General features: G+C 39.4%; 21 protein-coding genes. 11 read left to right on the top strand and 10 right to left on the bottom strand.

Annotated features, from left to right (window positions below; genetic code table 11):
* The first annotated feature begins 39 nt into the window (after positions 1–39).
* The 3 genes from H5115_RS12640 (at position 40) to H5115_RS12650 (ending at position 1999) form a co-directional block, all read left to right on the top strand.
* A complete protein-coding gene (locus H5115_RS12640) occupies positions 40–831 on the top strand; it encodes an SDR family oxidoreductase (RefSeq protein WP_182755586.1) in 792 nt (263 codons plus the stop codon).
* 61 nt (positions 832–892) lie between these two features.
* A complete protein-coding gene (locus H5115_RS12645) occupies positions 893–1486 on the top strand; it encodes a DUF2238 domain-containing protein (RefSeq protein ID WP_149604942.1) in 594 nt (197 codons plus the stop codon).
* 60 nt (positions 1487–1546) lie between these two features.
* Positions 1547–1999 (top strand): GNAT family N-acetyltransferase, encoded by a 453-nt coding sequence (locus tag H5115_RS12650; RefSeq protein WP_182755588.1) that lies wholly within the window; start codon positions 1547–1549, stop codon positions 1997–1999.
* A 51-nt stretch (positions 2000–2050) separates the two neighbouring features.
* Here the strand turns inward: H5115_RS12650 and H5115_RS12655 are convergent, their stop codons facing one another.
* The 4 genes from H5115_RS12655 to H5115_RS12670 all read right to left on the bottom strand — a co-directional run bounded on the left by H5115_RS12655 (position 2051) and on the right by H5115_RS12670 (position 6359).
* Complete coding sequence (locus H5115_RS12655; RefSeq protein ID WP_182755590.1) at positions 2051–3142, bottom strand: DUF4238 domain-containing protein; 1092 nt, start codon at positions 3140–3142, stop codon at positions 2051–2053.
* A gap of 292 nt (positions 3143–3434) precedes the next feature.
* Positions 3435–3887 (bottom strand): DUF4145 domain-containing protein, encoded by a 453-nt coding sequence (locus H5115_RS12660; RefSeq protein ID WP_197099111.1) that lies wholly within the window; start codon positions 3885–3887, stop codon positions 3435–3437.
* 958 nt (positions 3888–4845) lie between these two features.
* Positions 4846–5025, bottom strand: coding sequence for a DUF6435 family protein (locus H5115_RS12665; RefSeq protein WP_182755592.1), 180 nt, complete (start codon positions 5023–5025; stop codon positions 4846–4848).
* Between the two features lie 158 nt (positions 5026–5183).
* Positions 5184–6359 carry a PQQ-dependent sugar dehydrogenase gene (locus tag H5115_RS12670; RefSeq protein WP_182755594.1) on the bottom strand — a complete coding sequence of 392 codons (1176 nt, stop codon included), beginning with the start codon at positions 6357–6359 and terminating at the stop codon, positions 5184–5186.
* A gap of 275 nt (positions 6360–6634) precedes the next feature.
* On the opposite strand from H5115_RS12670, the gene H5115_RS12675 reads away from it, so the two are divergent.
* The 3 genes from H5115_RS12675 (at position 6635) to H5115_RS12685 (ending at position 9920) form a co-directional block, all read left to right on the top strand.
* Positions 6635–7678: a flavin reductase family protein gene (locus H5115_RS12675; RefSeq protein WP_182755648.1), complete on the top strand. Its 1044-nt coding sequence runs from the start codon at positions 6635–6637 to the stop codon at positions 7676–7678.
* Complete coding sequence (locus H5115_RS12680; protein ID WP_033028765.1) at positions 7675–8727, top strand: acyl-CoA desaturase; 1053 nt, start codon at positions 7675–7677, stop codon at positions 8725–8727. Before H5115_RS12675 ends, H5115_RS12680 begins: the two co-directional genes overlap by 4 nt.
* A 134-nt stretch (positions 8728–8861) precedes the next feature.
* A complete protein-coding gene (locus H5115_RS12685) occupies positions 8862–9920 on the top strand; it encodes a branched-chain amino acid aminotransferase (protein ID WP_259396396.1) in 1059 nt (352 codons plus the stop codon).
* An 81-nt stretch (positions 9921–10001) separates the two neighbouring features.
* Here the strand turns inward: H5115_RS12685 and H5115_RS12690 are convergent, their stop codons facing one another.
* Both H5115_RS12690 and H5115_RS12695 read right to left on the bottom strand, forming a co-directional pair.
* Positions 10002–12572 carry a TonB-dependent siderophore receptor gene (locus H5115_RS12690; protein WP_182755596.1) on the bottom strand — a complete coding sequence of 857 codons (2571 nt, stop codon included), beginning with the start codon at positions 12570–12572 and terminating at the stop codon, positions 10002–10004.
* A 669-nt stretch (positions 12573–13241) separates the two neighbouring features.
* Positions 13242–13556 carry a DUF962 domain-containing protein gene (locus H5115_RS12695; RefSeq protein WP_182755598.1) on the bottom strand — a complete coding sequence of 105 codons (315 nt, stop codon included), beginning with the start codon at positions 13554–13556 and terminating at the stop codon, positions 13242–13244.
* Positions 13557–13719: 163 nt separating this feature from the next.
* Between H5115_RS12695 and H5115_RS12700 the strand changes: the two genes are divergently transcribed.
* Positions 13720–15876, top strand: a complete 2157-nt coding sequence (locus H5115_RS12700) for a prolyl oligopeptidase family protein (protein WP_182755600.1) — start codon at positions 13720–13722, stop codon at positions 15874–15876.
* A 90-nt stretch (positions 15877–15966) separates the two neighbouring features.
* On the opposite strand, the gene H5115_RS12705 is transcribed toward H5115_RS12700, so the two are convergent.
* Complete coding sequence (locus tag H5115_RS12705) at positions 15967–17259, bottom strand: anti-phage deoxyguanosine triphosphatase (RefSeq protein ID WP_182681130.1); 1293 nt, start codon at positions 17257–17259, stop codon at positions 15967–15969.
* 247 nt (positions 17260–17506) lie between these two features.
* Here H5115_RS12705 and H5115_RS12710 point away from each other — a divergent pair, with 247 nt between their 5' ends.
* Positions 17507–18313, top strand: a complete 807-nt coding sequence (locus tag H5115_RS12710) for a glucosaminidase domain-containing protein (RefSeq protein ID WP_024606443.1) — start codon at positions 17507–17509, stop codon at positions 18311–18313.
* Complete coding sequence (locus tag H5115_RS12715; RefSeq protein ID WP_259396397.1) at positions 18306–18974, top strand: DUF2987 domain-containing protein; 669 nt, start codon at positions 18306–18308, stop codon at positions 18972–18974. Before H5115_RS12710 ends, H5115_RS12715 begins: the two co-directional genes overlap by 8 nt.
* 64 nt (positions 18975–19038) lie before the next feature.
* Here the strand turns inward: H5115_RS12715 and H5115_RS12720 are convergent, their stop codons facing one another.
* The 3 genes from H5115_RS12720 to H5115_RS12730 form a co-directional block, all read right to left on the bottom strand.
* The gene (locus H5115_RS12720) at positions 19039–20043 is read right to left on the bottom strand and encodes a LacI family DNA-binding transcriptional regulator (RefSeq protein ID WP_182755602.1); all 1005 of its coding nucleotides are present in this window, start codon (positions 20041–20043) and stop codon (positions 19039–19041) included.
* A gap of 62 nt (positions 20044–20105) precedes the next feature.
* A complete protein-coding gene (locus tag H5115_RS12725) occupies positions 20106–21428 on the bottom strand; it encodes a glycoside-pentoside-hexuronide (GPH):cation symporter (protein ID WP_182755604.1) in 1323 nt (440 codons plus the stop codon).
* Positions 21429–21474: 46 nt separating this feature from the next.
* A complete protein-coding gene (locus H5115_RS12730; RefSeq protein ID WP_182673457.1) occupies positions 21475–22803 on the bottom strand; it encodes a GH1 family beta-glucosidase in 1329 nt (442 codons plus the stop codon).
* A 267-nt stretch (positions 22804–23070) separates the two neighbouring features.
* Between H5115_RS12730 and H5115_RS12735 the strand changes: the two genes are divergently transcribed.
* Together H5115_RS12735 and H5115_RS12740 are read left to right on the top strand one after the other, a co-directional pair.
* Positions 23071–24345: a sugar MFS transporter gene (locus H5115_RS12735; protein ID WP_182755606.1), complete on the top strand. Its 1275-nt coding sequence runs from the start codon at positions 23071–23073 to the stop codon at positions 24343–24345.
* Positions 24345–26897: an exo 1,3/1,4-beta-D-glucan glucohydrolase gene (locus H5115_RS12740; protein ID WP_182755608.1), complete on the top strand. Its 2553-nt coding sequence runs from the start codon at positions 24345–24347 to the stop codon at positions 26895–26897. The genes H5115_RS12735 and H5115_RS12740 overlap by 1 nt, the downstream gene beginning before the upstream one ends.
* Positions 26898–26951 lie beyond the last annotated feature (54 nt).

Here is a 26951-nt window from a genome sequence, read left to right on the forward strand (position 1 = left end):
AATAAAACCTAATAAATAACAATAAAAGGCAGATAACGCATGCAATATAATAATAAAACCGTGTGGATCACCGGCGCATCATCAGGTATTGGTAAAGAGCTTGCTATACAATTTGCCGAACTTGGAGCGCGCGTTATTTTATCGGCGCGCAATGTAGATAAACTAAACGATTTAAAAGCAACGCTTAAAGGCGAAGGGCACTTAGTTGTGCCGCTGGACTTAGCACAGCCAGAGCAGGTACTAAGTACAGTAACAGCAAAAATGAGCGAGCTTCCTGCAATAGATATTTTAATTAATAACGGCGGCGTATCGCAGCGCAGTTTATTTTTAGAAAACGATTTTAACGTGTATCGCCAATTAATGGAGGTTAATTACTTTGGCTTAATTGCACTTACTAAAGCTGTATTGCCTGCTATGGTGGCAAGGCGCAGTGGCTCAATTGTGTCTATTAGTAGTGTGGCGGGGAAAGTTGGTTCAAAATTTAGAACGGGTTACTCGGGTTCTAAATATGCGGTTGTTGGTTTTATGGATTGCCTACGTGCAGAAGTATCACAACATAATATTCATTGTTTAACAATTTGCCCAGGATCTATTAAAACAGCAATTGCGCATAACTCATTAAACGAGCAAGGCATAGCGCAAAATAAACCAGAAGAGTCGATAGAAAATGGCATGGATGTAAGTGTAGCGGCTTCAAAAATGATTCGTGCCATTAGCGATAAAAAAGACGAAGTGATTATTGGCAAAGGTTTAAGTGGTTGGGCGCCTACAATTAAGCGCTTTTTTCCTACTTTGTTTAATAGGCTAAGCGCAAAAACAAACTATAGGTAGCGTCGTTTATTTCAAAGGCGTAAAATGCCGTAAATTTGATCAATTTAGAAAAGGATTCTAAATGAAGTATTTATGGCTGAGCCTGTTTTTTATTGTATTAATTTGGTCTGGTATTAACCCAAAAGATCAATTTACATGGCTGCTTGAAGTTATCCCCGCAATTATTGGTTTAGTGCTGCTAGCAAGTACCTATAGCCACTTTAAACTTACCCCTATTTTATATACATTTATTTTAGCGCATTGCATAGTGCTGATGATTGGCGGGCATTACACCTACGCCGAAGTCCCTTTGTTCGATAACCTATTTGGTAGCGAGCGTAATAACTACGACAAAGTAGGGCACTTTTTTCAAGGGTTTGTACCTGCACTACTAGCACGCGAAATTTTACTGCGCAAAAAAGTAGTAAATGGTCGAGGCTGGTTAATCACCTTTGTTATTTCGGTATGTTTGGCATTTAGCGCCTTTTACGAATTAATAGAATGGTGGGTTGCAGTGTTAAGCGGCGAAAACGCAGAAGCGTTTTTAGGCACGCAAGGTTACGTGTGGGATACCCAATCAGATATGGGACTGGCGTTATTTGGGGCTATTTGCTCGCTATTAGTACTTTCAAAAGTACACGACAAACAGCTAAAAAACGTTAAAGATTATCTATAGGCTATAGGAACGTTCTATAGAAATGTTTATAAAAACATTGATAAAAAAGACTATTAACTTATGACCGCAAACACTAGTGATTACTCAATTAGCACAGACAAAAGCAAACTTAACTTTAATGTTATTTATAACTTTATTGCTAATAGCTATTGGGCCAAAGGGATTCCTAAAAGCGTGATGCAATCAGCTATTGATAACTCAATGTGCTTTGGTGTTTACAACGCTCATAACGAACAAGTTGGCTTTGCCCGAGTAGTGACCGATAAAGCAACCTTTGCCTATTTAGCCGATGTATTTATTACCCCAGATTTGCAAGGTAATGGTCTGAGTAAGTTACTTATTAAAACGATAGTAGAGCACCCTGAGCTGCAAGGGCTCAGGCGCTTTTTATTAGCAACTTCTGATGCACATGGCCTTTATGCGCAATACGGGTTTAAACCAATAGACAACCCCGCACTGCTAATGCAAATAAATCCTGAGAATGTGTATGATGAAAATAATCGTGAGACCTAATAAATGGGGGGAAGAGCAAATTCCGCCTAATGTTTTTGTTAGAGTACGCTATTACTCATTCCTCATTTTATCTATAAAGCACCTATGTTCCTGCACAACATCAGGCCGTCTTACATAATCATCAAGGGGCTGTTTTCTTCGCAGTTTATTTTTGATTTTACAGAATGAAAGCCACTCGTTTAATTTGAATTGCTCTCTCCATTGCATTTGCGTAGATTTGAGCTTTCCATTTCCAGCTCCAACTGGAGGAGTTGAGTCTGAAAATTTATTAAACATACTGTTTTGAGATATCAATTGGCATTTACTAAAAATATACTCTGATTGAGTAGTATCACGAAATACAATAAAAGAATCTCTACTTCTGAACTGTAAACCATTTAATATATCAATATCTGCTTTATCATTTACTTCGGTATAAGAGCAACCTTTTAGACCTAATTTATAAACATTATTATCATATAAACAAAGAGTGACAATTGGTGAAATGGGTAGAAACATTTGAACACCACGGTTTGTAATAGCGGTGTAATCCATTTTTTTGGAATCTCGCAAATACCAATTGTAATGTACAACCGGATGGTCAGAAATAACAAAGTCCGTATTTGTATTATTGATGATAAAATGCCACTCAAGATCATCAATTAAAGGCCAGTTCAAAGCGGCTTCAATAGTTTGCATTCGCAAAATATCTTTTGGATCATTAAGTTTAAACTTTACGCTCTTTATAATACTCTCTTCAAAGTTATTTAACTCTCCAATCTCTTTGAAAAGAACATCGAAAAATTTGTCGATATTCTCTAGCGAATCATTAAATGCTCTTGGGGTTCTATTTAGTTGCACCGTGATAAACCTAAGAACGTCTATTTTTGACTTTTTATTTAAGGGAACAGCTTGCTCTTCATGTTTAGGTGAGAACTGCTTTATAACTAATGAAGCTGGCCCCTCAACCTTATCCCGTAAAAAATGTTCTACCGAATTATCTTTATCATAAAAATAATTCTCAGCTAAAACACGGTTAACGCTAGTTGGAGGTCTTAGTTTCCCCCTAGCTGAATCATAAATATTAACCACTTCATTTGAAGACATAAAATTCTTCAATAAGAATTGAGGTACAAAATGCTGATTTTTAGTTTTTTTTGACATTTAAATACCCATTTATTAAATAGTGATTAAAACACGTGAACCAGAAAGTACTCTAACGAGACTGTAGAATAACTCCAGCAGCCAAATTCAATTAAAAAACGAGTTCCGGTAATTAAGTCTAAGCGTTTTTAAAGCATTAGGTAATGCATTTGGAACCTATAAAACAAGCTATTTTTCTTAAAAAAGAGTAATTCTACAGCCTCAACGCCCGCTTGAGCGGACAGAATTGTTGGTTATAACCTTGTGAGGAACGAACGATAGACAACTGTTTTTGTTCCGTTTAAAGTGCTTGTTAAGTGTTTTTGACACCATCACGTTTTTCAACTGCCTTTAGCGCTCCAGCAGGAAGAACATTATACAAATCGGCTATTTTTTTAGGTTGAGAGATCCTCACTTCTACAATGAAGTTAATCATTTCAAATAGGCTATGTGCAATATCTGGTTTATCGCTTATTTCTATTTCCCCTGGATGCACGGCATTATTCCCAACAACTCGACAATAATCTAATGCTTGCTGTACTTCCACGGGCAATCCTTTTGATACCAACGAGCCTATATCTTCGTTAATATTTTTACCTTTTTCACCTAACTCAGATAATAGCTTTTGAATAGCGAGTCTTAAAAGAGCTGCAGATGCTCGGGGCGACCTAGCAACAATATCTCTAGCCTCATTGTAATCATCTATACATGAATCAGGTAAATCTAAGTGAGGCGGTGGGACAGGAGCAGACGAAGGTACAATCATAATTTCGTTATACCAAAAACACTCCTTGTTACAGTGAGAACAAGTACTACAAGTAAAGTCTGTTCCTAGAGCTCGATTGTATTTATGGTTATACAAACTTGACCAATGTTGTTTTGCATAAACACTACAATGCAAACAATGGAACTGTTCTTGCTCGTAGGTTGGGGGATAATACTTGCTCATTTACAACTCCATTGTTGAGAAACACTTAACACTTTAGTATTTATGCAATACGCAGTTTGTGTTGCATAATCGCTTGTTGGACTGACGCGCTACCTGCTCGGTGTGTCAGAGTGTATTTTTTATGCTATGGACTTTACTTATAAAGAAAGGTTTTTTATGGCCTAACCGATATCTAGCCAATTTCATTGACGTGTATATTGTATCTAATCTATCCCTGCGTTACTCAGCGTTTATAATGTCCCTATTAAACCTAATATTTAACTGTTAAGCAATGATATTTTCACCACGCACAGTCGCTACTAGTCTGTGCAATTCAGCAGGTGAACTCATTGATTATATTCAGCAGGCTCGCCCGCTAACTCGTTCGCTCTGTTGTAAGAATTGCTGTTTCCGACGCTGATATACCAATAAATCGTAAGATACCAACCTTGTAAATCATTTAACAGCCACTAAAAAACGGTGGCGATAACGTAAGTAACCGCTTTAAGTACACTTGTTTGTGTAAGCATATTAAAAAAGGTGGTTTAGGGATGGTGGAAGCTGTAAAACGAGGTCATTAATTATTTAATGAACGTGCCTACCTTTTTTTAAAACAGGGCAGACACGATGTACTTATACCAATCGACTTAAATATTTAGCCTTTCTAGCGTGCTAAATAAAGCGTTAACGGCGTTATAAATTTCTCATGTAGAACAACTACATGTCGAAATTTATGCCTTGTTATCACTCTATTTATCCGTCACTATAAATGTCTAATAACTTAACACGATTGATATTATTTGGCTTTTTTAGCCTCTAGAGCTTCTATTTCACTCCAGATTTTTTCGGCTTCTGCACTTAACATTGCAAAGCTTTTAATGTCGCCTTTTCTTTGTGCCTGCATGCCTTGCTCTAGTTTTACGTCGTATTCTTGACGCAGTTTTTTTACGGGGTCAGGCTTTAAAAATGAAAACATTAGTATTCTCTTAATTTATTAAATTATATTTAATTAGTGTACGCATTAATGGGCTTAATAGTTCTTTGTTTGGTGAAAATGTTTACTTTTCGCTTTTAAAGCGCAGAGTAAACACGGTGTAATTATTAACGTACTGTGTGCTAGTTCTAGGCTAATGTTTACATTTCTGGCTCTAGGCGTTTAATACCTTGGCCATCAATACCTAAATAAATAAAACCATCACTGCCTTGGGCTAAGCTGCGTACTCTGCCTATTCCATCGAGTATTTTATATTGCTTAACAACCTTACCTTTTGAGAGCTCTAGTGCGCTAATGAATGCAAATTTCATTGATGCAAGTAATAGCTTACCTTTAAGCTTTGGGTATTTATCACTCGTTACATACAACATATCGGAAGGGGCAATTGAAGGAGTCCAATGTAATACGGGCGATTGCATGCCGTCTTTTTCTTTAAGGTCGGTAAACTTGGTACCGCTGTAGTTAACGCCATAGCTGACTAAAGGCCATCCGTAGTTAGCGCCTTTTTTTATTATGTTAAGTTCATCGCCGCCGCGTGGTCCGTGTTCGTGAGACCATAAAATATTATTTTGATTATCAAACCACATGCCTTGTGGATTACGGTGCCCATAAGACCATGCCGCATGTTTTGCATTTTTTTGTTTAACAAACGGATTGTCGCTTGGGATACGGCCATCATCGTGTAAGCGATAAATTTTACCGCCATCACGCGTGAGATCTTGCGGGTTTATGTCGCGCGAGCCGCGATCGCCAATTGAAAAATAAACATAACCTTCATTATCAAACACAATACGGCTGCCGTAGTGCTGGCCTTTGGTAGTATTATGCTCGCCTTTGTATAGCAATTGCTGATCAGACAGCTGCGTATGATCGCTATTTAGCTTGGCGCGCATTAAGGCGGTGTTACTTCCGCTTCCTTTGCCCTCACTACTTGAGTAACTAAAGTACAGCCATTGGTTTTGCTTACTATCGGTGTGTAGTGATAAATCAAGTAATCCACCTTGGCCATTAGCGTCAATGTCGGGAAGCCCTGAAACCTTAGTTAATTTAGTGGTATTTTTAGGTAATAAAAATAACGCTCCACTGCGCTCAGATATTAGTAAATCACCATTAGCTAAAGGCTCAATAGCCCAAGGTATAACTACACCTTCTGCCGCTGTTACTGCGTTAACGCTAAGGGATAAAGTATCGAGCTGCTTATAGTTTTTTACGTAATCGCTTTTTGCATGCGCGGGTGCGTTAGTAGCAAACATAGCAACGGCTAAGCCTGCACTTATTAGTTTAGGGAGTGGGTTATGTGACATTAAATTTATCATTATGGCTTCCAAAATTAATCCAATCTTACATAACCTTAACATGGCATAAATAAATTTGTTAAGCGTTGAGTTGAATGAAAAACACACACTTATATTTTTATACGAAGACCTTTTAACAGAAAATTGTTTTAGTAATTAGTGCTAATAAAAAATTGAATAATTACTCTATTGGGGTTGAAAACTAAAAATTTCAGCGTACACTTGTGCGCTGAAGTTTGGGCGTACACGTGTAAGTTCAAACGTTAAGTATTTTACGATCCAAGAGATTAATAGTGATGATAATTAAAGTATTAAACCAATTTTCAAAATGGTTTTTACACCATCAAAGTTTTGCAGGCTACATAGAGCCCGTAATGCAGGTGTTTAAACCTGCGTGGCGTGCAGGGCAGTTTAGAGCGCAAGTAGTTAATACGACGGTGCTTAATGGTGGCTTTTTAAGTGTGCAACTTAAGCCAAGCAAACAATGGCAGGCGCATACGTCAGGGCAGCATATAAGTTTAACGGTTGAAATTAATGGGCGATTATTAACACGCGTTTTTACCGTGGCCTCAAGCGCTCAGCAATTTAAAAATACAGGTTTAGTGCGTTTACTAATCAAAACAAATGCGCAAGGGCGCTTTACAGGCTTACTCAGCAGTGCATTAAAAGCGGGGTTGTGGTGCAATATTTCTGCGCCAAGCGGCGACTTTGTGTTTAAAAACACACACACGCCAGCCACTTTTATTGCAGGCGGGTCGGGTATAACACCTATGCTGGCTATGCTTGATGATTACTTAAGCCAAACTACGCAAAAAGTGTCGTTAGTGTATTACGCAAAAGCCACTGAGCATCAATGTGTTGATGAGCTAAGTGAGTTGGCAGCGCAATTTGAGCATTTTTCATTTTTATTATTAACGCGCGAGCAATCAAGCGATATAACCAGCAATATTAAGCCGTGGGAAAACCCAGACATTTACTGCTGTGGCCCTGCAGCATTTATGCAAACTGTGAGCGATTTTGCTAAAACGCATAAGCTAAATTACTACCAAGAAGCATTTGGTTTAGCGCTGCCTAGCATAAACGACGACAGCCAATTTAATGTAAAAATTAACGCCAGTGCCCATGTTGTATCGGGCAACGATGTTTTACTACCTCAGTTTGAAGAAAAAAAGCTACCCGTTAAACGTGGTTGCGGTATTGGTATTTGCCATCAATGCCAATGTATTAAGAAGTCAGGCGTGGTACGTAATTTAAAAACAGGTGAATTGAGTGACAACGGCGAGCAATTAATCCAACTGTGCGTAAGCCAACCTGTTAGTGATTTGGAGTTACAATTATGAAAAACATTAACTACGACATGCTCGCAAGCGAGCTAGATGCCATTAAAATGGACACCCTTGGCAAAGTAGGCCAACAAGATGCTGACTATATTCGCTCTGTTGTACGCAAGCAGCGAGTGTGTGAATGGAGCGGGCGAATTTTGCTAATGCTTGGTTTTATTCAGCCATTATTGTGGGTTGCAGGTGTGTTGCTATTAGCGCTTGCTAAAATTTTAGACAATATGGAAATTGGCCACAATGTAATGCATGGTCAATACGATTGGATGAACGACAAGCAACTTAACTCACAACATTATGAGTGGGACATAGCGTGCGACGGGCAAAGTTGGCATCGCGTTCATAACTTTGAACACCATACGTATACTAATATTATTGGTAAAGACAGAGACTTTGGTTATGGCTTGTTACGCCTGAGCGATGATTTTAAATGGCGTTTTAAAAATGTATGGCAGTTTTTTACGTATATTAATTTAAGTGTGTTATTTCAGTGGGGCGTGTCGTATCACGAGTTGGCTGCAGAGCGTGTTTTTATTGGTAAAAAGAAAGAAAACCGCGAAGGGCTCGTATCGCATTCAACACTAAAACATCGCTTTTTTAGTAAAGGTGCTCGCCAATTAATTAAAGATTATGCGATATTTCCGTTACTTGCAGGGCCTTTATTTTTATGGGTATTGGCGGGGAATTTAGTGGCAAATTTAATCCGTAATTTATGGACGTCGACCATAATATTTTGTGGTCACTTTACAGAAGAAACACAAACTTTTAAACAAGAAGACTGCGTAAACGAAACCCAAGGGCAGTGGTATTACCGCCAAGTACTGGGCTCGTCTAATATTAAAGGGTCGCATTGGTTTCATGTTTTAACGGGGCATTTGAGCTGCCAAATAGAGCATCACTTATTTCCAGATATGCCGTCTTCGCGCTATCAAGAAGTTGCACCTCAAGTACAAGCCGTTTTGAAAAAACACGGTATTGATTACCATACAGGTAGCTTTTTTAAACAGTATACCTCGGTGTTAAAACGTATTATTAGGTATTCGTTCAAGTAAATTATTTACCTTTAAGAATCGGCTAGTGCAACTGCATTAGCCGATTTTTTTGTTTATAGCACCCAATGCGGTTGATTAGTAAACAGCACTTGCAAAAATTTCTCATAGTTAATTAAAAAAGCCTTACTTTAGCTATGGTTAAATGGCGGGTGATTGTCATACAATGGAGGAAAATAGACCACACAAGAGAGATTAAAATGGCCGCATTTGGTACCGTGTTTATGCCGCAGATGATTCAAGCTCGTTTTTCTGATAATAAATGGAGCGAAAGCTCAATTGTCCCTTCCGATAAACTTGAACTTCATGCTGGTGCGCACGTTCTTCATTATTCAAGTACATGTTTTGAAGGCTTAAAAGCCTTTCGCCATGAAGATGGTTCTGTTTATCTTTTTAGAATGGATGCAAATATTGCACGCATGCAACAAAGCTCAGCGCTATTAAGCTTACCGAGTTTTGATGGCGATATGCTAAAAACGATGATTATCGATATTATGCGCGAATACGCAGATGAAACGCCATTACCACCGGGCTCTATGTATATTCGCCCAACTCATATTGGTACTGAGGCGGCAATTGGTAAAGCAGCTGCGCCATCAATGAGCTCGCTTTTATATACGTTACTATCGCCAGTAGGTGATTACTTTGCCGGTGGTGCAACTGCACTGCGCGTACTGCTTGAAGAAGATGGCATGCGCTGCGCCCCGCACATGGGAATGGTAAAAAGTGGTGGTAACTACGCCAGTGCTCTAGCACCTATTAGTGCTGCACGAACTAAGTATCAAGCAGATCAAATTTTATTTTGCCCAGGTGGCGACGTACAAGAAACCGGTGCTGCTAACTTTATTTTAATTGATGGCAACGAAATTATTACTAAAGCGCTTGATAGCACGTTTTTACATGGTGTAACGCGTAATAGTATTTTAACTATAGCCAAAGATTTAGGTATGACGGTAAGCGAGCGTAACTTTAGCGTTACTGAGCTACTAGAACGTGCTGCTAAACCAGGTACTGAAGCGGCGCTTTCGGGCACTGCAGCTGTACTAACTGCTGTGGGTACGTTTATTCATAACGACAAAGAATACAAAGTAGGTACTGGCGAGCCAGGCCCAACTACTGCGCGCCTTCGCCAAGCATTGAACGATATTCAATGGGGTAAAAGTGAAGACAAACACGGCTGGTTAACTAAAATCTAATTATAGATTTAATAGCAACTCGCATTAAAAAGCCACCTAATCGGTGGCTTTTGTGTGTTTGGTTACTTTAAGCTGTGCTTATTAAAACTTCATTTCTATTTTGCCGTACACGTAGCGTCCGTTAAATCCATACGCTGAGAAGCTAGAGTAAGCAAATAAACGCGAGAAGGTTGTTAAATCGTCAACATTTTCACGGGTTGCGTCTGGGTAAACATCAAAAATGTTATTAGCACCTACGCTCAGCGATACGTTGCTAGTAAGCGAATAGGCAACATCTAAGTCGGTTATCCATTTAGGTTTTAACACTTCGTTACGTTCTGGGTTATCTGAAGGGTCTTGAGTTTCTCCGTAACGTGTTGTTCTAAGCGTGGTACGAATATCATCGTTAGTCCATGTTGCACTTAAATTGTATTTATTACGCGGTGTACTTACTTCAAAACGACGTAGTTCGTTCCCAGAGAATAAGTTGTCTTGATCAAACCCTGCACCTTGTAGCTCTGCTGGTGGGTCAATTATATCGGTAACTTCATTTTTACCGTAGTTATAACCTAAGTTAAAGGCAACATCGCCGTAACCATCGGTTGCTACATTATAAGAAGCTACAACATCAACACCGCGCGTTTTACTGTCAATTGCGTTTAAGAAAAAACGACCTTGGTTAGCGCCTGTACCTTCAAGAAGTTGCTCAATAGCAGCGCCCGATAAGTTGTTTGATAGCACAATGCGGTCATCAATTAATATTTGGTAGTAATCAACCGATAAGCTGAAATTAAAGTCGGTAGACCATGTAAAACCAACACCGTAGTTTGTTGCTTCTTCAGCATCAAGACCAGGTGACCCAAGTGCTTTCGCTACATCGCTGCCCGGTGCGAACGTACCTGTTTCGGTTGGTTCGCCATCAACAAATACAGTGGCCACTGAGGTAAAGTATTGTTGCTGCAAAGAGGGAGCTCTAAAACCAGTAGATACAGAAGCGCGCAGCGCTAAGTCTTCAGTTAATGAATAACGAGTCGCAACTTTACCGTTAAGTGTATCGCCAAAGTCTGAGTAATCTTCATAACGGGCGGCAACCGCTAAATTCCAATCGTCGGTTAGGTAGGTTTCAAGGTCTATATACAAGCTCACGTTGTGGCGGCTATTGTCGCCCTCAGATTCGGGTGTAAATCCCGGAAATACTTGTGCGCCCGCTGCGCCAAATGGGCCATCAACAGGGTCGGTTACTGCGCCGCCTGGGCCAAATGAGCCTTGTGCATATGAAGCTTCTTCGCCTGCATCTATTTGGTATCCTTCGCGGCGATACTCAGCGCCTACAGCGACACTTACTGAGCTTTCTAAAAAGCTGACGTCTACTTCGCGGCTAAAATCAACGTTTAAGGTAAGTTGATCGTAAGTAAGGGTGCCGGCATCAAAGCTTGTTTGGCTAGTAGGGCCATAAGAGGTATTTAAGCTATTTATAACACCAAACTCGAATGCATCTTGACCATATACGGCCGATACATCGTAATTCCATTCACTTACAAAACCTTTAGCGCCAAGTGCCAGTGAAAAGTCATCTATATCTGAGGTGATAACAGGTAAAAAGCCATCAGGATAAACTTCTTCTATATTACGGCTATCGCTTGCACGGCGATAAAAACCGCCGCCTTCACCTTCGCGTTTGCTGTAAGAGCCAAACGAATATAAATCTACTTCGTTTGTTAATTGATACCCCGCGTTATAAAACACTGAAAAGTCTTCTACATCGCCATTACCAAAGTTATGGTTATATCGATTTACGGTAAGTTCACGTGGGTCGAGGGAGCCATCATCTAATCGTGCGTAGTTTTCGCGTTGGTCGTAGTCAGAGCGGTTAGTTGAATGGCGGTCGCGGTATTCTGTTGAGATGTTTAAAAAGCCATTATCGCCAAGCTCAAAACCCATATTACCTTGCAGCGTTAGTGTTTGGCCGTCTGTTAAAGAGCGATCGCCCCCTTCGGTAAAGGCTAAATTACCATCACTGCCTTCAGATACAGACTCAAGCTGTGGTACACCGTCCATTTCTGTTACGTTAGCACCATATATAGCCGCCACTGAGCCACCGCTGCTGGCACTTTTAAGCACAATATTAATAACACCGGCTATAGCATCAGAGCCATATTGGGCTGCTGCACCATCACGTAATACTTCAATGCGGTCGATAGCATTTGCTGGAATAGCATTTAAATCAACTGATGATGAACCACGACCCGTTGAGCCATTTAAGTTAAGTAATGCATTGCTATGGCGACGCTTACCATTAACAAGCACTAAAGTGTGATCAGGTGCTAAACCACGAAGTTGAGCAGGGCGTACATGGTCACTACCATCAGTAAGTGATGCTTGCGGGAAGTTAAAGCTAGGTAATAAATTGCTAAGTAGGGCATTCGTTTCAGTAAAGCCTGAGTTTTTAAGTGCATCTGCACCAATTATATCGATGGGTACTGCACTGTCTTCTACTGTACGGCCTAATCGGCGAGAGCCAATTACGCTTATTTGTTCGATGTTTTCTTCTGCTTTGGTGTCTTGCTCTGCAGCATTTACTGAGAGCGAACCAAGTAGCGCAGCTGATGCACTCATGGCGAGTAATATTTGTGGTACCGACTGCTGTAATTTAAATAACGGTTTTCTATTCATGCTGTATTTCCCCATACCCATTGAATTATTTTAGTTTTGAACAAAAAGATTAATACCAACCCGCAATAATACTTAATCATTTTTAGGGGCTAAACGTGCTGTTACCTGCGTTAAAAAATTCTCATTTAGAGCAACTAAATAGCGAATTTTTTGCCTAGCTATCAACACGTTTTTCCATCCTCAAAATAGATCACTTAATTAAGCGGATTGGTATAAACTTTTTTGTTACCTTGAACATATACTTAATTAACAAAGTCAGTCAATTGAATAACATTCAATTAATTTAGGTGTTTTTATAATTACATTTGATTGTTTTTTATAATGACCATTGTTTTAGTTATATAGCGAAGGTAATTGCTAAGTAATTGATGGATAGTGAATTATATTTAAAAATTAAATTTAACGTTTGGTTAACTGGTAAGATGAGGTTGATGGGGCTAATCAGTCACAAGTAGGAAGCCATTCTTATTGGGCTGGCAATAAATAGCTGTTAAGTTATAAATATTTTTTAAAATTTAAATTACAAAATAACCCATTAAATGTTAACCAAATTAACATTTAATGGGTGTACTATAAATTATGTACTACTTATTCGAACCTATACTTTAAAGCACGAAGCAATTTTGTTTTTATAAGTAATTGGTATAAAAAATAGTGCTAAAAATAGTGTTAAAATTTAATTTTTCCAATAAGTATGTCTTTAAACATTACCCAATCTCCCCACAAACTGTAAAAAGGGTGTTTAAAAGTAGCAGGGCGGTTTTTTTCAAAAAAGAAATGCCCGACCCACGCAAACCCATATCCAATAACAGGTAATAGCCACAATAAACTGTAGTGTTGTTTTAATAATGCTATTGCGATTACAGCAAGAACGAGGGTGCTTCCTATAAAATGTAAGCGGCGGCAAATCACGTTGCGATGCTCTTTTAAATAATAAGGGTAGAAGGCTTTAAAGCTTTTAAACGTGGGGTTTGTACTTTGCATAGTGTGCTCTTTTATTGTTTTTTATTTTATGAGGGTAGTGCTATTAAATCGTAAGTTTACATTTGTTTACAGCGATAAATGGCGCTTAACGCATCTAAATAGACAAAAGGGCTAAAAGTTAATAACTTAGTCGCACTATTAATAAATAAGAATGGAACTCAGGATGTTTAAACATACTCTAGCGTGTGCTGTAATTGTAGCGCTTAGCGGCTGTTCAGAGCCAACTAATACGGTAACTCAAGAAGAAGTAAAAGCACCTATGAAGCAAGTTAACGCAGTTATATACCCAGAAACAAAAAAAGGCGATGTAGTAGATACCTACTTTGAAGAAGCGGTTAGCGACCCATATCGTTGGCTTGAAGATGATATGAGCGACGAAACTGCCGATTGGGTTAAAACGCAAAACAATTTAACGTTTTCTTATTTAGAACAAATACCTTATCGCGATAAGTTAAAGCAGCGCCTTGAAAAACTAATGAATTACGAAAAAATAGGCCCTCCTTTTACTGAAGGTGATTACACCTATTTTTATAAAAACGATGGTCTGCAAAATCAATATGTTCTGTACCGCAGTAAAGATGGCGGCGACGTTGAAGTATTTTTAGATCCAAACAAGTTTAGTGACGATGGTACGACGTCTATGTCAGGTTTATCGTTTTCAAAAGATGGTTCATTGCTCGCATATCAAATATCTGAAGGTGGCAGCGATTGGCGTAAAATTATAGTTATTGATGCACATACTAAAGAGCAAGTTGAAGAAGCGCTTGTTGACGTTAAATTTAGTGGCATAGAGTGGCTTGGCAACGAAGGTTTTTATTATTCAAGTTACGAAAAACCTAAAGGCAGTGAACTTTCGGCTAAAACAGATCAGCATAAAGCGTATTACCATAAGTTAGGTACTGCACAATCTGAAGATAGTGTTGTATTTGGTGAAACTGATGAGCAAAAACATCGCTATGTAGGCGCGGATGTAACTCATGACGGCCGCTACCTACTTATTTCGGCTAGTACGTCTACTTCAGGCAATAAGCTGTTTATAAAGGACTTAACAAAAAAAAACAGTGAGTTTGTAACGGTTGTTGGAAATACTGATTCAGATACATCAGTGATTGATAACGAAGGCAGCAAGCTGTTTTTAGTTACTAATCTTAATGCACCGAACAAAAAAGTAGTGACGGTTGATGCAAGCAACCCGAGCCCAGAAAATTGGGTTGATTTAATTCCTGAAACCAAAAACGTACTAAACCTTACAAAAGGTGGCGATACCTTTTTTGCCAACTACATGGTTGACGCGATTTCGCAGATAAAACAGTACAACAAAAAAGGCGAGCTAATTCGCGAGATTACATTACCAGGCGTGGGTACTGCACGTGGTTTTGGCGGTAAAAAAGATCAAACAACGCTTTATTATTCGTTCACTAACTATAAAACACCAGGTACTACTTATACGTTTGACGTAACTACGGGGGAATCGGGTGTTTATCGTAAGTCGGCTATTGATTTTAATAGTGATGATTACACGTCTGAGCAAGTGTTTTACACCTCAAAAGACGGTACTAAAATACCGATGGTAATTACCTATAAAACAGGCATTAAGCTTGATGGTTCAAACCCTACAATTTTATACGGTTACGGTGGTTTTAATATTAGTTTAACGCCAAGCTTTAGCCCCGTTAATGCAGTATGGCTTGAGCAAGGTGGTGTGTACGCCGTTGCTAATATTCGCGGTGGTGGTGAGTACGGTAAAGACTGGCACAATGCAGGCACTAAATTGCAAAAGCAAAATGTGTTTGACGACTTTATTGCCGCAGCTGAGTACTTAAAAGATAAAAAGTACACGTCTAAAAAGCGCTTAGCACTTCGCGGTGGATCTAACGGTGGTTTGTTAGTTGGCGCAGTGATGACGCAGCGCCCAGACTTATTTCAAGTGGCTCTACCTGCTGTAGGCGTACTTGATATGCTGCGCTACCATACATTTACTGCGGGCGCTGGTTGGGCATACGACTACGGTACGAGCGAGCAAAGCAAAGAAATGTTTGAATACATTAAAGGTTATTCACCACTTCATAATGTAAAAGCAGGTGTTGAGTATCCAGCGACTATGATCACAACTGGCGATCATGATGACCGCGTTGTTCCTTCGCATTCGTTTAAGTTTGCCGCTGAGCTTCAAGCAAAGCAAACGGGTAATAATCCAACGCTTATTCGCATAGAAACCAATGCTGGGCATGGTGCAGGTACACCAACGAGTAAAACAATTGAGCAGTACGCTGATATATTTGGTTTTACGCTATATAACATGGGCGTAGAGTCGTTATAAAAGCGCTTTAACAAAATAGCTAACTTTAATAGTTGAGCAAAAAGGCCGAGTAAATTTAATTTACTCGGCCTTTCTAATGTTAGCAGTTAGCTACTGCATAGGTGAAAACAATCGTTGATACGTTTTATAGGCGTACTCGTCGGTCATGCCGCTCAAATAATCGCAAATTATACGCATCCCTTGGTTTTGCTTTTGCGCTTCTATGTATTGTGCTTGTGTTGTTTCGGGCAATAAACGCAGAGGGTCGCTAGCAAACGCGGTAAATAACTCTATTAGTAAGTTTTGCCCTTTAAATTCTATTTGTTGCATTTCGGGGTCACGTATTAAGCGTTGAAACACAAAATGCTTCAGTATTTGCAACACACTGTCGTATTGGGCATCTAATTTAGCGGTGTACTTTAAAATAGGGCATTCAAAGTTATCGTTTTGAATATCCAAATGTATATGAATAATAAAGGTATTAACCAGCTCACCTATGGCATCTTTTCGCTCATAATCATTTTTTGAAAACAAGCGCTGGGTCAGCGATTCAAGCATGGTGTTTAACCAGTCAAAGTTAAGTGCTTTTAAATGAGGTAAAGCATGAGTTTGCCAATCGTCTAATGTGAGTACGTGAGTTGCAATGGCATCTTCTAAGTCGTGTACCGCGTATGCTATATCGTCGGCATGCTCCATTATGGCGCTGTCGAGCGATTTATAGGTTGTTTTAGCGCGGTACTTATCAATTGCAGCGTGGTTGCCAAGCAACGTTTTATCGTTTTGACTCAGTGGTTCTACTATCCAATTGAATATGGTTGCATCGTCGTTGTATAACCCTTTGGCAGGTCGCCAATCATCAGCTTTAATAAATGCACGACCGGTTGTTGCGTCGGGAATGGTATGCCAAAGCGTATTAATAAACGCAGGGTATTTTATAAATCCTAATAGAGTACGACGAGTTAGGTTCATACCGTGCCCATTACTGTAAGGCTCAAGTTTTGCAACTATGCGCAGTGTTTGTGCGTTACCTTCAAAACCACCGTGATCGCGCATCATGTAATTTAGCGCTATTTCACCACCATGGCCAAAAGGCGGATGGCCAATATCGTGCGCCAAGCACAGTGTTTCGAGCAGTCCTGTTGATGGAAAATGCGTAAAGTCGCTATGTTGCGCTTTTAAATGGCGCAATATGCCGGTACCAATTTGCGACACTTCTAAAGAGTGAGTAAGGCGAGTGCGGTAAAAGTCGTTTAGGCCAATACCCATAATTTGGGTTTTAGCTTGCAAACGCCTAAATGCAGCTGCATGAATAATACGCGAACGATCGACCTGCCACGGCGAGCGGTTATCGTTAGGACGATGTTTATATTGCTCTATTATTCGGCTTTGCCATTGTTTATCCATACTGCTTACTCACACATAGTTAATATTATTAAACTTTGCTCAGTATACCCATGGACTTATAAATTGCGAATGAACAAATGCACTACATAGGCTCTGTTTTATCTAAAACCAAATACACTGCTGAAAATTCAACCGTAAAAGGTCATCAAACCCCAGTTATTCGCGTTTATAAAGTGGCTTAGGTATAATGCGCCTTCGTATGCTTGTGTATTAACCATGCATAGTTGTTGTTTCAAAGAGAGAATACATGCTAAAAACGATTTTTAAGCTTTTACTAACCGTGTTTTTTGTATGGGCGCTTGCATATCCGTTTATACAAAATGATGATGTTGAGCTAGATGAACAAACGTCAGAACAACCAAAAAAAGTGAAGAAAAAAGAAAAACCATTACATAATGTAAAACTGCCAAAGTTTTCAGAATTTAGTGATGTTAAAGAAAAAAAACATGCATTTTTTAGCTTTATTCGTCCGCACGTTGAAGCCGAAAACAAAAAAATATTACAGCAACGCGCTAAGCTTGAAATAGCACGCATGATGCTACAAAACGAATTACCTTTAGAAAAAAAGCAAAGCAAAGATATTGCAGCAATATTAAAGTCGTACGGCTTACCAACCACCATTGATACGCTAATACTTACGCAAGCACTACGCCGTGTTGATATAATTCCTAAAGAATTAGCGCTTATGCAAGCTGCAAATGAATCTGCGTGGGGCACATCGCGTTTTGCACGTATTGGCCTTAACTTTTTTGGTCAGTGGTGTTACACAAAAGGTTGTGGCATGGTACCAAAACGCCGTAATACTGGAGCTGCACACGAAGTTGCTGCGTTTAAATCGGTGAGAGCTGCTATAAACTCTTATTTTAAAAACATAAATACGCATCCTGCTTATAAAGATTTGCGCGCAATACGTGAAAACTTACGTCTTGAGCAAAAACCAATTTTAGCGACTGAACTTACACATGGTTTAATGTCTTACTCTGAGCGCGGTGAAGCGTATATAGAAGAGCTAAACACGATGATTAGCCAAAATAGAGCCTACTTTGATGAATAAATACATTTTTAATTGCACCAACGCCATTGCGTTAGTGCTGCTGGGCATGAGTGCATTTAATGTTAATGCAAGAGAATTTGTTATGTCGTATGACGGTTTTTATGACCGATTAAAAGTTGTTAACAAAGGCGACTTCCAATATGCGCGAGTTAATTTTTATATAAGTGATATAGCAACTAATGAAGCGTGTGCCATTAAAAGCGGCACTATTTTAACTGAAAGAAACGAGTACCCACTTAACTTCACCGATAAAGCACAGCTATTATTACCGTTCGATAAGCAACTTGATACAGATAAAGCTGTTATTGTGGTGCAGCCACAAAATCCAGATCATGACTGCCAATTAAAACTTCAAATAGAAGCAAACGAACTTGAAGATTTAACATTTTCAAAGCAGTCGTTATATACCATTAACGAAGAACTTGATGAGCTGTTAACTGATTTGTCGGGCTTTTTTGTAAGTAAATTAATGTGGTTTTTATTACCAGAGCAAAAGGGCGTGGCGGTTACATTTAAAAGCCCAATGCAATTTGATGATAAGGGCATAACGTGCGAAAAGTCTGTGTGTTATTTTGCAGTTAAAGATAACTGGGAAGATGATACCGCGTCACTTGGCGATATATCGCAGGTTATTAAAGTAACGCCTTGGATTGTTAAGTAGCTCACATATAAAAAGCGGCATTTAGCCGCTTTTTTGTACCAAAATTAGTATTCGCTTTTAGTCTTTATTTGATAAGTGGTGCAGATGAATCACGCTGCATTAAAGTAGGTTCAAAAAAGCGATTTATAACAAGGTTTTTATTTTGATAAACATCTTTAAGCACTAATTTAGCAGCCATTTCGCCCATTTTTCCGATCGGATTATCAATCGTCGTGAGTGTAGGGTACAGATAATTTGCAAAAATAACGTTATCAAATCCAACAATCGATAAATCGTTTGGTAAATTATAACCGTGCTCTCGAGCATATTTCATAGCACCGGAAGCCATTTCGTCATTGGCGCACACTAGTGCAGTAAAGCTAAGCTTTTCATCAATAAAATGTTTTAAGCCTTTACTACCACCGGTTTCGTTAAAGTCCCCAATGTAATAAAGCGCAGGATCAAATTTAATACCAGCCTCTGTGAGTGCTTGTTTATGACCCTCTAAGCGGTTAAAAGCATCGGCTTTAAACTGCGGACCTGCAATGTACGCTATTTGTGTATGGCCTTGATTTAATATCGATTTAGTGGCTAGGTAGCCACCTAATTGATTATCTAAACTGATACAGTTATCTTTTAATTGCTCTACGTAACGGCTCATTAAATAAACGGGCGTAGAGCCTTTACTTAGTTTTATTAGGTAGTCGTCTGAAACGGCTTCTACGTGCAAAATAATAGCATCGCAGCGTCTGCTAATTAAAAACTCAATGCCTTCTTGTTCTTTGTCTTCTTCACTGTGCCCGGTGGTAATAATAACGTGTTTACCCGCAGCACGAAGCTCCGACTCAATACCTGCCATCATTTGGGCAAAGAAAGGACCATGTAACTCAGACACTAAAATACCGACACTGTTAGTACAGTTAGAGGCTAAAGATTGCGCTATTGAATTAGGCTTGTAGCCAAGCTGCGCCATAGCATCAAGCACTTTTTGTTTGGTTTTATCGCTTACACGGGTATTTTTGTTCATCACGCGAGAAACGGTGGCTAACGATACGCCCGCAAGCTCTGAGACTTGATAAATTGTTGCCATGTTATTTGTTCACTCGCTTATCCTTAACTACTTCGGCTAAATAATACCTTAGAGTATATATCTTAACTAGCTGTTAGTTTAGATTGAATATTTTCAACAACCTGATTAGTCAGTGTATATTTTTTCATTATGTAGGCAACAAATAATGAGCCAAAAGCAGGTAGTACAGTGAATGACAGTAAAATACCGTGTTGAGTATCAATAGTTTGTACTACATCAGCCTGATAGCTATAAAAAGATAACAACCAGCCTGCAATTGCGCCGCCTACTGCCACGCCCATTTTAATAAAAAATATGACACCTGAATAAACTAAACCGGTAATGCGTACACCAGTTTTTTCATGCCCGTAATCTATAGTGTCGGCCATTTTTGCCCACAACAACGGGGTTGCCATATCTAAAAAGAATTTCCATAAAATAAAGGCTGTAAATGCGAGTACTAATTGATCTTCACTAATAAAGTAGCTAAATCCGCAAATAGCGGCAGCAATAACTTGTAAGCTTATATAGGCTTTTATTTTACAAAAGCGCTTTGCAAGCGGTTGAGCTAAAGCACACCCTAGCATGCTTGCTGCAACGCCTAGAGTCATAAAGAGGGTGATTAAATCGTCTCGACCTAAATAGTATTTTACGTAGTAAACAGCAAGCGTAAGCCTTAATACTTGACCGGTAAGTAAAAAGAACGCAGCTAAGCAAAGCGTTCGCCATTGATCGTTTTTAACTAATGCTTTAACACTTTGGGCAAAAGGAATGTTTTGCTCTTTTGGCTGTTGTATACGCTCTTTTGTGCCTAAAAAACAAACTAAAAACAGTACAAAGCCTAAAATGCTCATTGCAGTCATGGTGTATTGATAGCCCTTAGCTGCATCGCCTTGGCCAAAGTACTCAACCATTGGCATAGTACAACCCGCAACTATTACGCCGCCTAACATACCAAATACAAAGCGGTAAGACTGAATAGTCACGCGCTCTTTTACGTCGCTTGTAAGTACACCGCCCAATGCACAATAAGGAATATTGATAGCGGTGTAAGCCACCATAAGTAGTGTATAAGTAGTAAAGGCGTAAATTATTTTATCGGTGCCTTCTAAATGAGGCGTAGTAAACGCTAAAATACTAATAATGGCAAAAGGAAGCGAAAGCCACAGTAAATAGGGGCGAAAGTGCCCCCAGCGCGTATGTGTTTTGTCAGCAAGGTTGCCCATTAATGGGTCGGTTACGGCATCAAAAATACGTACTGCTAAAAACATAGTACCGACAACAGCGGGTGATAAACCCACTACGTCTGTGTAGTACAGCATTAAAAACATCATAACTGTTTGAAAAATAATATTACTGGCGGTGTCGCCTAAGCCATACGCTATTTTTTCTTTTACACTGACCATGATTATTTATCCCGCTTTATACTTGTTTTTAGTTATGGGTATGCTCTTATCTTTTAGAGATGAGTTCTTTATAAGCTAAGCCACTGTTTTTAATAGTGCGTTGCTGGGTTTTATAATCTACATACACAATACCAAAACGTTTTAAATAGCCTTCTGCCCATTCAAAGTTATCCATTAGGCTCCAAGCAAAGTAGCCATGTATAACAACACCTTGTTCAATTGCATTATGAACCGCGTTTAAATGAGTATTATAATAACTTAAACGGTCTAAGTCGTTAACTTCACCATTATTATACGTATCGGGCATTGCTGCACCATTTTCGGTTATATAAATAGGCGGTAAGGTGTATGTTTTATTAAGCGATACGAGCAGGTCGGTGAACGATTGCGGGTAAATTTCCCACCCCATATCAGTTAGCGGGCCTGTAGGCGCAATAGGCTCATAAATGTCAGTAGGGTGCGCTTTATAAACTTGGCGGGTATAAAAGTTAATACCTAAGTAATCAATAGATTGAGAAATTAGTTCCATATCGCCCTCAAGAATCTCAGGCTGATGGTTTAATGGTAATTGATTAATTATATCAGGATATTGGGCATCAATTATTGGTTTTATATACCACTGATTAAGATAGTCGTCTGCAAATGCAGTGGCTTTTAAGTCTTCATCACTTTGAGTAAGGCTATAACACGGCGTAAAGTTAAGCACTATGCCATTTAATGTATTAGGCGAGTTTTGCTTTAATACGCTCATAGCGAGTCCGTGGGCTAATAATAAATGGTGCGCTGCTTTACGGCCATATTCTTTACCCACTTTACCTGGGGCATGAATACCAATTTCGTAACCTAAAAACGCACTACAAAATGGTTCATTCAATGTGGCGTAAGAGTGAACGCGATCGCCAAAGGCTTTGGTAATTAAATTTACGTAATGTTCAAAAGCGTAAGCTGTTTGTCTGTTAAGCCAACCGCCTTCATCTTCAAGATGTTGCGGTAAATCCCAGTGGTACAAAGTAACAAAGGCTTTAATATTGCGACGTTTTAGCTCATCTAAAATATCAGTATAAAACTTCACGCCTACAGGATTTAACTTTGCGTCTTGTGTCATCACGCGCGGCCATGAAATAGAAAGCCTGTAAGCATCTACGCCAAGTGACTCAATAAGGTCTATATCATCACGCCAAAGGTTATAGTGATCGCACGCGGTATGACCGTCTGAGCAATCGACTATTTTATTGGGCGTATCGCAAAAAGTGTCCCAAATACATGGGAGACGATCTTGTGATCCGCCTTCTATTTGAAAAGAAGCTGTGGCCACACCGTATACAAAGTTTTTAGATAAAAGCGGTGAATGGGGTGGTAGTGATAATTTAGTCATTAATAACAAACCTTTTGTTAGTCATTTACAGAGAAATCAGCTCTGTGTTTTTGCTTAATTAATGCTGTATGAGGGTACAAAAAATAAAAAGTGTTGAAATATACAGCTTGTTCGTATTTAATTGCATATGAAAGCGCTTACATTTAAGGTTAGTGTTTATTAATTCTTAGGTCAACTCTTTAATGCTTCTGGATGGTTTAAAGACAGCTGAAAACTAAAACAGGGCAGCTTAAGAATAGATTTATAATAATAAAATACGGAGAACACATGGCAAGTTCAGCACCAGTGACAACACACACACAGTCGCAAAACCATCAGGATAAAAATTACAGTTTTGCATTAACTTCTCTAACAACATTATTTTTTATGTGGGGATTTATAACCTGCTTAAATGATATTTTAATCCCACACTTAAAAGCCGTATTTAACTTAACGTATGTACAAGCCATGTTGGTTCAGTTTTGCTTTTTTGGCGCTTACTTTTTAATGTCACTTCCAAGTGGTTATATAGTTAAAAAGGTGGGCTATAAAAAAGGGATTGTGATTGGATTATTAATTGCAGCAGCCGGGTGTATATTATTTTACCCAGCAGCGTCTTTACATAGTTACTCTGTATTTTTATTCGCTTTATTTGTACTTGCCAGCGGCATAACGTTATTGCAAGTATCTGCTAATCCTTACGTAAGTTTGTTGGGCTCACCAAAAACTGCATCGTCTCGACTTACGCTTACCCAAGCTTTTAATGCATTAGGTACTACTGTTGCGCCATCATTTGGTGCTCTGTTAATTCTAGACTCAGCGTCAGAAGCCTTTTTAACACCGGCTCAAAATGCAGAGTCAGTTCAACTTCCTTACCTCCTTTTAGCTGCAATGCTGATTTTACTAGCCGGTATTTTTGCTTGGCTTAAATTACCAGACATTATGAGCGAGCAAAAAGCAGAAGCCGAAAAATCAGAAGCAATTGAAGGCAGTGCTTGGCAGTATCGCCATCTTGTATTAGGTGCTGTGGGTATATTTATGTATGTAGGCGCCGAAGTGGCAATTGGTAGCTTTTTAGTAAGCTTTTTAGCACAAGAAAATATAGCAGGGCTAAAAGAGAATGTTGCAGCTCATTACATCACTTATTATTTTGGTGGTGCTATGGTTGGGCGTTTTATTGGTGCTGCTGTAATGCAAAAACTACCCGCTGGTAAAGTACTTGGCTTTAACGCAACCATGGCTATTATTTTAGTCATTATTGCCATGAGCACGTCGGGTCAATTAGCAATGTGGTCAATCCTATTGGTTGGTTTATTTAATTCTATTATGTTCCCAACTATTTTTAGTTTAGCGTTAAATGGACTTGGTAAGCATACCGCTCAAGGGTCTGGTATTTTGTGTTTGGCGATTGTAGGTGGTGCAATAGTGCCACTTTTACAAGGTGCGCTTGCTGATAGTGTGGGTGTTCAACTTTCGTATGTTTTACCTATTTTATGTTACATATTTATTGTTTTTTACGGCCTACGAGGCAGCAAACCAGTATTAGTGAAGGAGCCATCATAATGAAAACGACTTTTAAACTTAATGCATTAGCAATTGCAACGTTAGTAGGAAGTGTTACTGCACTAAGCGGATGTACTAACGAAAGCAATGTTGAAAAAGTAAATGTTGAAGCGCAATCAAAGCTTGAGAAAATTTGGCCAAAGCTTTCAATTGCAGTGAAAAAAGACCCTGCTATTGAAGCTCAAATTGTCACGTTTTTAGAAAATATGACGCTTGAGCAAAAAGTAGCGCAAATGATTCAACCAGAAATTCGTGATATTACCGTTGAAGACATGCGTAAATATGGTTTTGGCTCTTATCTTAATGGCGGTGGTGCTTTTCCTAATGGCGATAAGCATGCAACACCAGAGGATTGGGTTGCACTTGCAGAAAAAATGTATCAAGCATCTATTGATGACTCAGTGGATGGCAGCAAAATTCCGACTATGTGGGGCACCGATGCAGTACATGGTCATAATAACGTAATTGGCGCGACACTTTTTCCACATAATATTGGTTTAGGTGCGGCTAATAACCCCGATTTAATAGAGCAAATAGCGTCTATTACCGCAGTAGAAGTAATGGCTACGGGGATAGATTGGGTATTTGCACCCACTGTAGCAGTAGTACGAGACGACCGATGGGGCAGAACGTACGAAGGCTATTCTGAAGATCCAAAAATTGTTCACGATTACTCAGCAGCGATTGTAAATGGATTGCAAGGTAAAGCCGATGGCGACTTTTTAAGTGATAAGCGCGTTATTAGCACGGTTAAGCACTTTATTGGCGATGGCGGCACCGTTGATGGGGATGATCAGGGAAATAATATAGACAGCGAGCAATCGCTATTTGATATTCATGCTCAAGGTTACGTAGGTGGTTTGTCGGCGGGTAGTCAATCTGTTATGGCATCTTTTAATAGCTGGAATGGCGTTAAAAATCACGGCAATAAATACTTACTTACAGATGTATTAAAAACACGTATGGGTTTTGATGGTTTTGTAGTGGGTGATTGGAACGGCCATGGGCAAATTAAAGGCTGTACTAACGAAAGCTGCCCAGAAGCGGTAAATGCTGGCCTTGATATTTTTATGGTGCCAACAGGCGCGTGGAAGCCGCTATATGAAAATACAATTGCACAAGTAAAAGCAGGTAAAATAAGTATGAGCCGCATTGATGATGCGGTGGCACGTATATTACGCGTTAAGTTACGCGCTGGGTTATTTGATAAACCAAGTCCGGCTAAGCGTCTTTACTCGGGTAAAACAGAGCTTATTGGCGCTCAAGAGCATCGCGAAGTAGCACGTCAAGCTGTGCGCGAATCGCTTGTATTACTTAAAAATAAAAATAACCTATTACCTATCGCAGCTAATCAACGCGTACTTGTTGCTGGTGATGGTGCCGATAATATAGGCAAACAGTCTGGTGGTTGGAGTATTACGTGGCAAGGAACCAATAACAAAAATGCAGACTTCCCTGGAGCAACGTCAATTTACAAAGGGCTTGAAGAGCAAATATCTGCAGCAGGTGGAAGTGTTACTTTAAGTGCTGATGGTACTTTTGAACAGCGTCCTGATGTTGCCATTGTTGTATTTGGTGAAGAACCATACGCAGAAGGGCACGGCGATAAAGATAACCTTGAGTTTGAGCGCGGAAATAAAAAGTCATTAGCACTTTTAAGCTCGTTAAAAGAGCAAGGCATCCCTGTTGTATCTGTGTTTATTTCAGGTCGACCTATGTGGGTGAACAGCGAACTTAACGCATCTGATGCGTTTGTAGCTGCATGGTTACCAGGTACAGAAGGTGCGGGTATTGCTGATGTGTTATTAAAAGCGGCAGACGGCACCATCCAAAATAACTTTAAAGGTAAGCTATCGTTTTCTTGGCCTAAATCGGCGGTACAAACTGCGGTTAATAAAGGCGATGAAAATTACGACCCATTACTTCCTTATGGTTTTGGTTTAACGTATGGCGATAAAAACGTGCTAGCTGACGACCTTGATGAAGACTCTAAACTTGATAACTCAGGGCTTACGAGTATGGATATACTTGTTGGTGCACCTGTAGCACCATGGCGCTTATTGTTAAAATCGGGCGATGAGCTTTTAGATGTATCGAGTAGTACGCATGAATTTGGTGCAATTAAATACCGTACTGAGGACAAAACAGTACAAGAAGACGCGCGCCAATTTAACTTCAGCGGTGCAGAAAAAGCCAGTGCTGAAATAGTAACAAGCTTTGCAGAAGATACCATTGCCTACGTTGAAGCAAACAGTGTGATTAGCTTTGATATTAAATTAAACGAAGCACTCACGAGCGATGTAGCCCTTGCCATGACTTGTTCTGGTGAGTGTGGTGCAAGCATTGATTTAGCAAACGTCGTGGATAAAACTATTGAAAATAAATGGCAGTCAGTATCAATCGATTTAGGTTGTTTTGCTGATAAGGGTGTTAATTTTGCAAGCCTTACAAGCCCATTTAGCTTGCACAGCAATGGTAAAGCATCAATTTCTGTAGCTAATATTCAGTTTGTGCCAAATAAAGCGGACGAGGCTACGCTGTCTTGTAAGTAGTTTATTAACTTTATTGTGTGTATACCAAAGCCCTTCTAATGAAGGGCTTTTTTT

This window comes from Pseudoalteromonas sp. SR44-2, assembly GCF_014163745.1.
In the GTDB taxonomy this organism is placed as follows: Bacteria; Pseudomonadota; Gammaproteobacteria; order Enterobacterales; family Alteromonadaceae; genus Pseudoalteromonas; species Pseudoalteromonas distincta.